We start from the raw sequence: 12,215 nt of genomic DNA, 5'->3' as shown, positions 1-12,215 counted from the left end.
GGCGCGGCAGGGCGGATGCGCGATCAGCCGCTGAACGGCGGGTGGGTGGGTGCGCAGACCGTGCCGGGGGCGGGGAGGACGCCGTCGACCAGGTAGCGGGCCTCGTGCCGGGCAGCACAGTCGCTGGGGTTGGCCAGCACGGTGTGGCCGTAGCCGTCGACGGTCAGCAGCTCCGCGCGGGCGAGCGAACGGGCCATCGCGCGGGACCCTTCGTACGGCATGGCCGGGTCCCCGGTGTTGGCGACGACCAGGATCGGCCGGGCGGTCGGGTGGTTCCAGGGGCCGTCGTACCGGTCGCGGTCCCGGGCGGGCCAGTCGGCGCAGCGCTCGTCGGCCCAGGCGAAGTAGGGGCCGGCCTCGCCGGAGCGGGCCCGGGCGGACGCGGCCAGGGCGGGGTAGTCGGCCCGGGCGGGCGGGTTGGCACTGTCCGAGCACGCCACCGCGAGCGCCTGGTCCGGCGACTGGTGGAGGACGGGCGGCAGCGGTGCGGTCGGCGTGGCAGGCGCCTCGGTGGCGGCCCACAGCGCCTGGAGCGTCGTGCCGAGCCGGGTCCAGCCGGTGAGGGGGATGCCCGGGACGGGGTTCGTGGCGTAGAGCGAGAGGATCGTCGCCTCCACGGCCGAGCCGGCGGTGAAGGTCATGCCGTCGACCGCGACCGGCCGGGCGCGCAGCCGCTGGAGCAGCTCGCCGTACCTGGCCCGGGTGGCGGCGGCCGTCCCGGCGGAGAAGGCGCAGGCCGGGGGACCGACCTGGGCGCACTGGTCGAGGAAGGCGTCGAGGGTACGGCCGGCGGCCACGTCGCTGCCGTTGCGCAGCAGGGTACCCATGGTTGCGGCCTGCCCCCCGCGGCCGGTCGACCAGGCCACCGGGTCCGGTGCGCTGTCGAGGACCATGGCGCGGACCCGGTCGGGGAACAGGTTGGCGTAGGTGGCGCCGAGGTAGGTGCCGTACGAGGTGCCCAGGTAGGTGAGCCGTCGGTCACCGACCGCCCGGCGGAGCAGGTCCATGTCCCGGGCCACGTTCGCGGTGGAGACGTGCGGCAACAGGGCCGGGTTGCGGGCCGCGCACTGCCGGGCGAGGCGCTGGTAGGCGTCGGCCCAGGCATGTTGCTGGTCCGCGCCCTCGGGGTAGCCGGCGGCGGTGCCGGCCAGCAGGACCTGCTCGTCCGCCGGGTCGTCGAAGCACTGGACGGGAGCGCTGCCACCGGTGCCGCGCGGGTCGAAGCTGACGATGTCGAAGCGCTTGCGCACCTCCTCGGGGAACTGGCCGAGCATCATGGGCAGGGCCACGGTGCCGGGCACGGCCGGCCCGCCGGGGTTGTAGAACAGTGAGCCGATCCGGTGCGCCTGGTCGTCCGCCGGGTGCCGGATGACGGAGAGGTCGATCCCGGCGCCGCGCGGGTCGTGGTGGTCGAGCGGCACACGGGCGGTCGCGCACTGGAAGCCGTCCCCGCAGGTCGCCCACGTGAGTCGCGGCACCGGGGCGGTGTCCGGCGCGGCCACGGCGGTCGCCGGACACACGGCGGCCAGCAGCGCTGCCGCGGCGGCGCCCGCGCCCAGCCTCCACGAGGCCGCCGAGCGTCGGACTGCGGTGCGGGACGCCTCGGGCCGGCGCGGGCCTGCGGCGGTGCCGATGGGAGGGGAGGTACGAGTCACGCGAGTGCCCTTTCGTCAACGGGCCGGGTGGTCACGCGCTCCTCGGTCGCGGCGTACCGCCCGGCACGTCCGACAGTTCCGCACCCCGCTGGCAGAGCGCTGGCAGACCGCTGGCAGCGGGTCAGGCGCCGTCCGGCAGCGAGGTGGGAGGCGTGCCACCGCCACCATGGCCCGCCGGCTCGCCGCCTCCGCTGCGGCCCGGCCCGAGACCGCGTCGGCGGCGCGTGAAGCAAGAGACCGAAGCGGGAGGTGACGTGGTCGCCGGGGGCGTACTTCTTCCAGGTTCCTCCCGCTTGAGCGGCGACGGCTTCGGTGTGGACGGTGTGGTGGCCGAGCATTCCGGCGACCACGGACGGGGGTGTCTGCAGGACCAGCTGCCGCGCACATCCCCCCGGCACACAGTGAGAACGTCAACTACCACGGCACGATCGACGTCGAGGTCGACACCGAGCTCGCCAAGCTCGACCCGGCCGGCTACCGGCCGTTGCGGCCTCGCCGCCGGGACCAGGTCCGAGACACTCACCGATCGCCTCCGCCCGAAGGGACCACTGTCCTCGCACAGCCGGTTGAGGTTCGGCGCTCGTACCCGGCGTACCCCCTACTGACTCTGCGGAGCCCACTCGGTGTGTAGGCGCTGATTGCTAGGGTCGCGAGCATGAACCTCAGAGCCGCAATGCCCCTCGCTGAATGGACTACCTGCAACGCCGCGCTGCTTGCCACCTCCGGTGCCGATGCCCCAGTTGACGATCTGGCGCCGTTGGGCCGTCTCATCGGCAGTGCACGCGTCGTCGCCCTGGGTGAGAGCTCCCATCAGATACGCGAGTACGGGCTGTTACGCGACCGAATACTGCGCTTCTTGATCCAAGAGTGCGGGTTCACCGTCTACGCCGCGGAACTCGGGACCGCCTCCGGCCGGGCTGTCGATGCGTGGACGCGGGGCGGAGACGGAGATCTCGATGCCCTTCTCACTCCCCATACCGGCGGCTACCCGAGCCAGTCCGCCGAAGGCCGCGACATCCTGCGGTGGCTGCGCGCCCATAACGCCAGAGCGACGCGCCCAGTCCACTTCGCCGGACTCGACATACCTGCGGCCGGCGGCTCGCTGGTTCCGGTCCTTGAAGCGGTAGCCCGGTATCTGGCCGACATCGACCCCCGCGCAGTTCGCCACGCCCGAACCGCCCTTGAACTGTCAGCGCCACTTGCAGGAGGCTCGGGTCTGGCTTCGGCCCGGGCCCGCCTTGGCCTGGACGCTGCGGTCCAGGACCAGCTTTCAACCGTGCTCAGTCAACTACTCAACCGCGTCACGGTGATGCGTGAGATATACATCGATTCCGCAGGGCCCACCGTGTACGAGGACGTGGTCTCGGACGTCTGGGCTGCGTGGCGCACAGACCAGATGCAGCGTGCGATGGCTGACCTGTTCGACGGGAAGCCGGATGCCGCTGACCTCTCCGCCCGCGACCGCTACCTCGCCGACAGCCTGCTGACGTTACTCGACCGATCCGCCCCCGGTACCCGTATCGTGCTCGCCGCGCACAACGCCCACATCCAGCGCACGACCAATCCTGAGGGCACTTCCCTGCCTCGTGTCCCGATGGGGCACGCCCTCGCCCGGCGGCTCGGAAACGACTACGTTTCAGTGGCGATGACCAGCAGCGGCGGCAGGACCGTGAAGAACTCGCCCGATCCGACTCACCCCGCCGGGATGCGCCAGTACGCGACCGACGCCCCCGCGGCAGCACCCAACAGTGTGGAGGCGCTGTTCGCAGGCATGCCGGCAGCACCCGCCATGGTCAACACCCATGCCCTACGTGCGTATGCGCGACAGCATGGTCTGCCAGAGCCGACTCGGATCCGCATGGACGACGACTTCCTGCCTGTGCCGGCCCTGGACGCTTACGACGCAGTCGTCTGCGTTCCACGCACCACGCTCAGCGCGGACCTCATGGGGTAGGCCAACCCAGGTGCCGGCCGAGATGCGGCCGAGCGGGTTGGCAGGACCTGCTGAGGGTTGTACCGGACGTGAACCATTAGCGCGGCCGACCACGTCTCGCCGAAGCACTGTGGCCTGTTCCTGCTCTACCGCGACGAGGCCGACCTGTTCCATGCGCCGGTGACGGTCGCCTGGCGTACGGGGGTTCGCAAGTCGCACAGGCGTGTCACAGGTGCGTTCCGCGTTTCCCGCCGTCGACGCCGTCGCCCCGTACGGTAGCTCCGTACGGGGCGGCGGCGTCCGGCCGCTCAGCCCTTGACCGACCCGGCGGTCAGGCCTTGGGCCAGGTAGCGCTGGAGGAACTGGTAGACCACGATCACCGGCAGCGAGGTCACCAGCGCGCCGGCCGCGAACAGGCCGTAGTTCTGGTCCTGTTGGCCGGAGATGATCCCGTAGAGGCCGACCGCGACGGTCTTGGAGTCGTTCGAGGTCAGGAAGATGTTCGCCAGGATCACGTCGTTGAGCGCGGCGGTCAGCGACAGGATCGAGATCACCACCAGCATCGGCGCGGCGAGCGGCAGGATCAGCCGGAAGAAGATCTGCGCGTGCCCGGCGCCGTCCACCTTGGCGGCCTCGTCGATCTCGCGCGGGATGGTGTCCAGGTAGCCCTTCATCAGCCAGGTGTTCACCCCCATCGCGCCGCCCAGGTACACCAGCACCAGGCCCCACGGGGTGTCCAGGCCGATCGCCGGCAGGACGTCGCCGATCTTCGCGAACATCAGGTAGAGCGAGATCACCGCGAGGAACTGCGGAAACATCTGCACCAGGAAGACCGCCATCAGCCCGATCCGCCGGCCCCGGAAGCGGAACCGCGAGAAGGCGTACGCGGCCAGCACCCCGAGCAGCACGTTGAGCACCGCGAAGGTGCCGCAGACCAGCGCCGTGTTCGCCAGCCACCGGGCGAACGGGTACTGCCCGTTGGTGAACAGGGCGGTGAAGTTGGCGAGCGAGGCGTGCCGGGGCAGCAGCGTGGACGACTGCAGCGTGCCGAGCGGGTTCAGCGCCGCGGAGAGCACGAACAGCAGCGGGAACAGCGCGAAGCAGACGGCGAGCACGGCGACCAGGTGCCGCCAGCCGAAGCGGCGCAGCCAGCGGGTGGCGGTGGTGGCGGTCATGCGTTCAGCTCCTCAAGGGCGCGGGTGCGGCGGAAGCCCACCAGCGTGATCAGCCCGACCAGCAGGAAGATGACGATGGACAGCGCGGCGGCGAAGCCGTACTGGGCGCCCTGCCCGCCGAAGGCCACCCGGTAGGTGTAGCTGATCAGGATGTCGGTCGATCCGGCGGTGCCGCCCGCGCCGTCGAACGGCCCGCCGCCGGTGAGCAGTTGGATGGCGTTGAAGTTGTTGAAGTTGAAGGCGAAGGACGAGATCAGCACCGGCGCGGCGGCGACCAGCAGCAGCGGGAAGGTGACCGCCCGGAACGCCTTCCACGGGCCGGCGCCGTCGATCCGGGCGGCCTCGTTGAGCTCGGCAGGCATCGCCTGCAGCACGCCGGTGCAGATCAGCAGCATGTTGGGGAAGCCGAGCCACAGGCTGGTGAGCACCACCGCGAACCGGGCGCTCCAGGCGTCGCCCAGCCAGTCGATCCGGGCGTGCAGCAGCTGGTTGAGCAGGCCGAAGTCCCGGTTGTACATGCTCTGCCAGATCAGGATGCCGATGAACGCGGGCATCGCGTACGGCAGCAGCATCAGCGAGCGGTAGGCCCGCTGCCCGCGCAGCCGCGGGTGGTGCAGGGTGAGCGCGAGACCGAGGCCGAGGGCGAAGGACGCACCGGTGGAGAGCAGGGCGAACCCGAAGGTCCAGGCGAGCACCCCGAGGAAGGGGCCGCGGATCGCGGGGCTGGTGAGCACGGCGGTGAAGTTGGCGAAGCCGACGGTGCGGTGCCAGCCGGTGGGCAGGGTCCGCCCGGAACCGTCGGCGGCGGTGAACCGGCCCTCCCGGGGGTGGTAGACCGTGCCGTCCCGGGCGTCGGTCAGGGTGTCGGCCTGCCGGTCGTACGCCAGGGTGGGGCGGGCCGTGGTGGCCATCGAGAGGCCCTGGCTCACGATGAACCCGCCGTCCACCGGCACCCGCAGGTCGGTCAGCTCCGCGGAGCGGCCGTTGACCTGGCCGAAGGTCAGCAGCTTCAGCCCGGGTGCGGACGTCACCCGGCCGTCCGGCCCGGCCACCGTCCCGGCGGGGGCGGGGGCGAGGCCGCGCGCGGTGCCGGCCGAGACCTTCCCGGTGTCCGGGTCCGTGAGCAGCAGCACCAGCGGACCGCCGTCCGGGCCGGTGGCGATGGTGAGCGCGTACGAGGGGCTGTCGGGGACGGGCTCGACGGAGTGCTCGACGAGGCTGCGGACCGCCTGGTCCTTGGTGAGCAGGTGGCCGTCTCCGTAGTCGGTGAAGGACACCGCGACGATGTAGAGCACGGGGTAGGCCACGAAGGCGAGGAAGAGCGCGGTGGCGGGCAGCAGGTACTTGGCGGGCAGCCGGCGCGGCGAGAGGTAGATCCAGAACGTCGCGCCGACGGCCGCGGCCAGCACGCCGAGCGCGGCCCAGTGCCCGGCGTCGTACAGCCTGGGTGCCGCGTAGAGGGCGAGGGCGGCGACACCGGCCAGCAGGATGATCTTCACCAGCTGTGCGGTGGCGGCGACCGTCCGGCGGGAGGCCGGGCGGGGCGGGCGGTCCGGGGCGCCGGCGGAGTCACCGGCCGGGCGCCTGCTGTCCTGAAGGGTGGGGGAGGTCATGGGTGGTCCCTGGTCCGGAGGGCGCCCGGAGGTGGTGGCCGTCCGGGTGTCGGCGCGCGTGCCGGGGGGCTCGGCACGCGGGGGCTCAGTGGGCGGAGCCGAGGGCGGCGCGGATGGCCTCGCCGGCCTGCCGCATGGTCGCGGCCGGGTCGGCGCCGGCGACGATGCTCGCCTCGGCCTGGCCGAGCGGTCCCCAGATCGCGTTCATCGCGGGGATCGCCGGCAGCGGCTGGCCGTCCGCCCCGGCCTGCGCGAGGAAGCCGATGTCCGGGTCCTTCGCGGACGCCTTCGCGAGCGCGGAGGTCAGCGCGGGCGGCTCCGGCGAGGCCTGGTAGAGCGCCAGCTGGCCCTCCTCGGAGCCGATCTCGTGCAGCAGGAACTCCTGGGCCAGCGGCAGGTTCCTGGCCTTCGCGGAAAGGTAGAAGCTCTGCACTCCGATGAACGGGCGGGCCCGGCCCTTGCCCGCCCACCCGGGCACGGCCGAGATCGCGTAGGGCACCCCGGCCTGCTTGAGCTGGCCGAGCGCCCAGGGCCCGGCGACCAGGAACGGCGTCTTGCGCCCGGTGAACAGCGCGATGGCGTTGGTGTCCACCGAGCGGTTGAACAGCCCGGCGCCCTTCTCCCCGTACTGCTTGAACAGTTCGCCGGCCGCGATCGAGCCCGGTCCGCCGACCCCGAGGTCGGCGGTGTCGTAGCCGCCGTCCGCCTTGGCGGCGAACAGGTAGCCGCCGGCCGAGGTGAACAGCGGTTGTAGGGCGTACGCGTTGCCCTGCTGGCCGATCGGCAGGGCGAGCGGGAGCTCGCTCTTCCCGTCCTTGACGGCGCCCTGCCCGGCGGCGGCCAGGTCCTCGAAGGTGGTGGGTGCGTTCGGCGCGAGCTCGGTGTTGCGGAACAGCACCAGGTTCTCCGTCGCGTACGGCAGCCCGTACGGCCGGCCGTCGTAGGTCACGGCCTCCAGCGCGGCGGGCTGGAACAGCGCCTTCTGCGCCTGGGTGAGCGGGACGGGCGCGACGACGCCGTTCTGCACCAGGTTGCCCAGCCAGTCGGAGGCACCGACCACCAGGTCCGGGCCCTTGCCCGCGTTGGTGGCCGAGACGTAGGCCTGCTGGGTGTTGACGGACTGCGGGGCGACGGTGACCTTGACCCCGTGTTCCTTGCCGAACCGGTCGGCGAGCGGCTGCAGGGCGGCGGCCTGCTGGGTCTGCGCCCAGATCACCAGGTCGCCCTCCGGGCCCGCGATCGGCGGGGCGCTCATCGGGTCCCCCGCCGCCGCGCCGCTCGCGGACGAGGTGCCGGTGGACGGCGCGCCGGCGGGCGAGGTGCCGCCGCAGGCCGTGACCAGCAGGGCGAGGACGCCGAGTGCGGCGTGTCTGCGGTAGCGCATCGTCCGAGACTCCTTCGTTGGGGAGGGGCCGGGGCCCCGGGGTGGGACAGCGGGTCAGATGCCGTCCGCCGGGCGGCGCCAGCGGTCGACGGTGAGGTCGAGGCGGATGTCGCGGTCGACCGTCAGCGGGTGCATCACCCGCAGGCCGTTCTCGTCGACGGCGTCCAGGCCCCAGCCGCGCGAGACGCCACCGTCGAAGCCGGTGCCGCGCGGGACGGCGATCCGGCCGCGGAAGCGCCCGGGGCCGTCGGGGCGGCAGGGCAGCGGGCCGTACATCACCGGCGTGTCGTACGGGGTGCCGTCCGGGACGGTGACGACGACCTCCAGGACGGGCCGGGCCGCAAGCTCCGGCACCACCTCGACCTCGCAGTGCCCGCTCAGCCCGTGAGCCCGTACGGTCACCGCGGTGCGCCCGGCGGCCAGCGGGCGCAGCAGCCCGTGCGGCGAGACGGCCGCGACCTCGGGCCGCTCCACCCGGTAGTCGGCCTCCAGTGCGGTGTAGCGCACGCCGTCGGCCCGCACCGCGGCCGGGTTGACGGCGCTCCAGGTCTCGCCGGGGGCGAGCCGCAGGTGCGCGGCGGCGGTGAGCGAGACGACCGGCGAGGGGCCGCCGAACAGGTGCAGCAGCGCGTGCCGGGAGCGGGGGCGCCAGGCGTCCTCGTGGTGGGGTGCCTCCGGGTCCTCGTAGTAGAGGAGGTCCGCGCCGGAGGTGTAGCCGGCCTCGTCGAGGAGCTGGACGGCCAGTTCCCGCGCGGGCCGGGCCATGATCAGGCCCTCCCGGCCGCCGATGTCCAGCCAGAGCCGGCGGGGCCCGCGGCGGCGGTAGCGCTCGTGGACCACCTTCTCGCCGAGGTCGGCCGGGTCGACGTGGGTGAGGAACGGGGAGAGAACGGCGGCCAGGCCGAAGACCTCGGGACGGCGGAAGGCCATGTGGTAGGCGACCAGGCCGCCCATCGAGGAGCCCATCACCGCGGTGTGCTCGGGCCCGGTCCTGGTCCGGTAGCGGGCGTCGACGAACGGCTTGACCTCGTCGGTCAGGAACGCCTCGTAGCGGTGGCCCTTGAGCGGGGTCCCGGGCGTGCGCCAGTACTCGGCGACGTGCGAGTACTCGGTGCCACGCTCGGCGCCGGCGTTGGGCACGCCGACCGCGATCAGCTCGGGGATCAGGCCTTCGGCGTACAGCTGTTCCAGCGTGCGGTCCAGCGCCCAGGTGGGCCGCTGCCCCTGGTCGAAGACCTGCTGGCCGTCCTGCAGGTAGAGCACCGGGTAGTCGGCGCCCGGGTCGTCGTCGTAGCCGGGCGGCAGGTGGACCAGCAGGTCCCGCTCGTTGCCGAGCAGTTCGGAGCGGAAGCCCGGAATGCGTTCGATCCGGCCGCGGCGCACGGCGGCCCGGGCGGTCCCGACACCCCCGGCGGCGCTCATCGGGCCACCGACCAGACGTGCACGGCCGGGCCCTCGGCGGGCAGGTCGCGGCCGGGGACGAGCTGCGGCCCGCCGAGCAGGTGGGTGGCGTGCCACTCGCCGGCCACCGGCGGGTGGTCGGCCCGGCTGATCTGCACCAGGATCCGCTCCCGCTCGTCCTCGCGCTCGAACAGCAGGACGTCGCGCTCGGCGAGCAGCCAGCGCAGCCCGCCGCCGCTGAGCGCGCTGTGGCTGCGGCGCAGCCGGATCAGCTCCCGGTAGGTGCGGTGGGTGTGCTGGTCCCAGGCGGACTCATCCCAGGGGAAGGGCTTGCGGCCCTCCTCCAGGCCCTCGCCCACGACGCCGACCTCGTCGCCGGAGAACACCATCGGAGTGCCGGGCAGGGTGAACAGCAGGGACGCGCCCAGCAGTTGGCGCTCGGGGCCGGCGAAGCTGCGGAACCGTGCGGTGTCGTGCGAGTCCAGCAGAGTGAGGTTGTGCACCCGGCTGCGCCAGGGCAGGGCGGCGCCGAACGCCGTCATGGTGGCCCGCAGTTGGGCGCCACCGTAGTCGGGGATCGGCCCGGGCACCGCCCAGAAGTCCTTCTGGTCGTGCCGTTCGGCGAGCCAGGCCCAGACCGGGCGGGTGAAGCCCGCGTAGCTCATGGTGCCCTGCCAGCCGTCGCCCTTGAGGGTGAGCGAGGCGTCGTGCTGGTGCTCGGCGAGCAGGACGGCGTCGGGGTTGGCGGCCCGTACGGTGGCCGCGGTGGTGGTGGCGACCAGATGGTTGAGTTCGACCTCGCCGCGGCGGCCGGCCATCTGCGCCACGTCGACCCGCCAGCCGTCCAGGTGGAACGGCGCCTTGAGGTACTTGGCGATCACCGAGTCGGGGCCCTCGTAGAGGCGGCGGCGCAGCTCGGGCGAGCGGTGGTCGAAGGTCGGCAGGGTGCGCACGCCCAGGAAGGTGGCGTAGTCGTCGGGGCCGCCCTCGCCGAAGAAGTAGAAGCCGGCCTCGGGGCTGCGCGGGTCCTGCTGCGCGGTGCGGAACCAGTCGTGGTCGCTGCCGGAGTGGTTGAGGGTGATGTCGCCGATCACCTTGATGCCGCGCCGGTGAGCCTCGGCGGTGAGGGCGATCAGCGCCTCGTCGCCGCCGAGCGCGGGGTCGACCCGGTCGAAGGAGACGGCGTCGTAGCGGTGGTTGGAGCGGCCCTCGAAGAACGGGGTGAGGTAGATGACGGTGGCGCCGAGGCGCTGGATGTGGTCGATCCTGCGGACCACGCCCCAGAGGTCGCCGCCGTACATCTGCTGGAGGGCGGCGGCGTCGCCGGTGTGCAGCGGGGTGTCCCAGTCGGCCGGGCGGGCCCAGGCGGCGAGCGGGGCGTCGCCGCCGCGGGCGTAGCGGTCCGGGAAGATCTGGTAGACCACGGCGTCGGCGGCCCAGGCGGGCGGGGCCGGGTGGGTGGTGAGGCGGAAGTCGGTGGCGTCGGGCAGGTCGTGGTCGTGCAGGCCGGCCGCGGTGAGCCAGCGACCGCCGTCCGGGGTGTGCAGCCAGAACCGGTAGTTCATCTCCGGGTTGACCATCGTCAGGCCGACCCGCCACCAGGTCGCGTCGGTGTCGGTGCGCTCGGGCACGGCGGCCTCGAAGTGCGGTTCGCCGTCGGGGACGGAGCGCACGAAGATCCGGTCCACCTCCTGGCCGGCCGGCACCCGCACCCGCAGGTCGACCTTCTGCCCGATCCGGGGCGCGAGGTCGCCGACGTAGCGCGCGGAGCCGTCGTGGTGCGGCTGGTGGCGGGCGGCGAGGCGGTGGCTGCGGACCGTGTCCATGGAGCTCCTCGGTCGGGTGAACAGGGTGATGGAGTGCGGCGTTCCGCTTACCGGGGCCGACGAGGGAACCGTAACGGCGATGAAACTGTTGCGCAATACGTTGCTAAGATTGTTTCACCAGCCTCGCCGACCCATGGCCGGGGATTTGTAAGATGCAGGCTCGACCAGTCGGGAGGACCAATTGAGCGGCCCGTCACTACGGGACATCGCCGCCCGGGCAGGCGTCAGCGCCGCCTCGGTGAGCAGGGTGATCAACGACCGGCCGGGCGTCTCCGACGACACCAGGCTCAAGGTCGCCGAGGCCATGCGGGAACTCGGCTGGCGGCCCGACCAGGGCTACGACCCGCACCAGGGTGCGCTGATCGGCATCGTCGTCCCCGAGCTCGACAACCCGGTCTTTCCCCTGCTCGCCTCCGCGATCGAGGTGCAGCTCGCCAAGCACGGCCTGACCGCCGTGGTCGGCACCTCCACCCGCCAGGGCACCGCCGAGCTGGGCTACATCGACGTCCTGCTGCGCAAGGGCGTCTCCGGGCTGGTCCTGGTCTCCGGCCGGCACGCCAACCCGCACGCCGACCACGGCTTCTACCGGCTGCTGCACGAACGCGGCATCCCGATGGTGCTGGTCAGCGGCCGGGTCGAGGGCCTGGCCGTACCCACCGTCGCCACCGACGAGGCGCTCGGCGCCCGGATCGCCGTCGCCCACCTGCGCGAACTCGGCCACCGGCGGATCGGACTGGCCGGCGGCCAGGGCTACCTGCGCCCCTCCATCAACCGCCTGGACGGCTACCGGCGCGCGATGCGCGAACTGCTCGGCGAGGAGGCCCCCGCCGACTGGTACACCGAGTCCTCCTACTCGATCGCCGGCGGCGCCGCGGCCGCCCGCCAGCTGTTCGACGCGGGCGTCACCGCGATCGTCGCCGGCAGCGACCTGATGGCCCTCGGCGTCACCCAGGCCGCCCGCGAGGCCGGCCGCTCGGTGCCGGGCGACCTCTCCGTGGTCGGCTACGACGACTGCTACCTGGCCGCCCACAGCAATCCGCCGCTGACCACCGTGCGCCAGCCGATCCAGGAGATGGGCGCGGCCGTCGCCGAGGCCCTGTGGCGCCAGCTGGAGGGGCACGGCGGCCAGGTCAGGGACTACCTGTTCACCCCGGAGCTGGTCGCCCGCGAGTCCACCGGCCGACTGCGGCACGGCTGACCCGACGCCGAGGGCCGGGACACCAGCGGC

At 72.9% G+C, this 12,215-nt stretch carries 8 protein-coding genes; 2 read left to right on the top strand and 6 right to left on the bottom strand.

Annotated features, from left to right (window positions below; genetic code table 11):
- Positions 1 to 23: 23 nt before the first annotated feature.
- Positions 24 to 1,655: an alpha/beta hydrolase gene (locus tag ACFU7Y_RS28230; protein WP_380770065.1), complete on the bottom strand. Its 1,632-nt coding sequence runs from the start codon at positions 1,653 to 1,655 to the stop codon at positions 24 to 26.
- 655 nt (positions 1,656 to 2,310) lie between these two features.
- Between ACFU7Y_RS28230 and ACFU7Y_RS28225 the strand changes: the two genes are divergently transcribed.
- Positions 2,311 to 3,609, top strand: coding sequence for an erythromycin esterase family protein (locus tag ACFU7Y_RS28225; protein ID WP_380770064.1), 1,299 nt, complete (start codon positions 2,311 to 2,313; stop codon positions 3,607 to 3,609).
- Between the two features lie 287 nt (positions 3,610 to 3,896).
- Here ACFU7Y_RS28225 and ACFU7Y_RS28220 read toward each other — a convergent pair whose 3' ends face one another.
- The 5 genes from ACFU7Y_RS28220 to ACFU7Y_RS28200 all read right to left on the bottom strand — a co-directional run bounded on the left by ACFU7Y_RS28220 (position 3,897) and on the right by ACFU7Y_RS28200 (position 10,987).
- Positions 3,897 to 4,763, bottom strand: coding sequence for a sugar ABC transporter permease (locus tag ACFU7Y_RS28220; protein ID WP_224284439.1), 867 nt, complete (start codon positions 4,761 to 4,763; stop codon positions 3,897 to 3,899).
- Complete coding sequence (locus tag ACFU7Y_RS28215; protein ID WP_380770063.1) at positions 4,760 to 6,376, bottom strand: ABC transporter permease subunit; 1,617 nt, start codon at positions 6,374 to 6,376, stop codon at positions 4,760 to 4,762. The genes ACFU7Y_RS28220 and ACFU7Y_RS28215 overlap by 4 nt, the downstream gene beginning before the upstream one ends.
- Before the next feature lie 85 nt (positions 6,377 to 6,461).
- On the bottom strand, positions 6,462 to 7,760 hold the full coding sequence (locus tag ACFU7Y_RS28210; protein ID WP_380770062.1) for an extracellular solute-binding protein: 1,299 nt from the start codon (positions 7,758 to 7,760) through the stop codon (positions 6,462 to 6,464).
- 54 nt (positions 7,761 to 7,814) lie between these two features.
- The gene (locus ACFU7Y_RS28205) at positions 7,815 to 9,182 is read right to left on the bottom strand and encodes an alpha/beta hydrolase-fold protein (protein ID WP_380770061.1); all 1,368 of its coding nucleotides are present in this window, start codon (positions 9,180 to 9,182) and stop codon (positions 7,815 to 7,817) included.
- Positions 9,179 to 10,987: a glycoside hydrolase family 13 protein gene (locus tag ACFU7Y_RS28200; protein WP_380770060.1), complete on the bottom strand. Its 1,809-nt coding sequence runs from the start codon at positions 10,985 to 10,987 to the stop codon at positions 9,179 to 9,181. The genes ACFU7Y_RS28205 and ACFU7Y_RS28200 overlap by 4 nt, the downstream gene beginning before the upstream one ends.
- 181 nt (positions 10,988 to 11,168) lie before the next feature.
- Between ACFU7Y_RS28200 and ACFU7Y_RS28195 the strand changes: the two genes are divergently transcribed.
- Positions 11,169 to 12,185, top strand: a complete 1,017-nt coding sequence (locus ACFU7Y_RS28195) for a LacI family DNA-binding transcriptional regulator (RefSeq protein WP_380770059.1) — start codon at positions 11,169 to 11,171, stop codon at positions 12,183 to 12,185.
- Positions 12,186 to 12,215: the final 30 nt, after the last annotated feature.

This window comes from Kitasatospora sp. NPDC057542 (genome assembly GCF_042801945.1).
Classification (GTDB): Bacteria; Actinomycetota; Actinomycetes; order Streptomycetales; family Streptomycetaceae; genus Kitasatospora.
This window is presented reverse-complemented; position numbering and strand designations above follow the sequence as displayed.

Coding starts and splice junctions, on each gene's coding strand:
- ACFU7Y_RS28225 (WP_380770064.1), top strand. CDS start 2,311: ATGAACCTCAGAGCCGCAATGCCCCTCGCTGAATGGACTACCTGCAAC.
- ACFU7Y_RS28220 (WP_224284439.1), bottom strand. CDS start 4,763: ATGACCGCCACCACCGCCACCCGCTGGCTGCGCCGCTTCGGCTGGCGG.
- ACFU7Y_RS28215 (WP_380770063.1), bottom strand. CDS start 6,376: ATGACCTCCCCCACCCTTCAGGACAGCAGGCGCCCGGCCGGTGACTCC.
- ACFU7Y_RS28210 (WP_380770062.1), bottom strand. CDS start 7,760: ATGCGCTACCGCAGACACGCCGCACTCGGCGTCCTCGCCCTGCTGGTC.
- ACFU7Y_RS28205 (WP_380770061.1), bottom strand. CDS start 9,182: ATGAGCGCCGCCGGGGGTGTCGGGACCGCCCGGGCCGCCGTGCGCCGC.
- ACFU7Y_RS28200 (WP_380770060.1), bottom strand. CDS start 10,987: ATGGACACGGTCCGCAGCCACCGCCTCGCCGCCCGCCACCAGCCGCAC.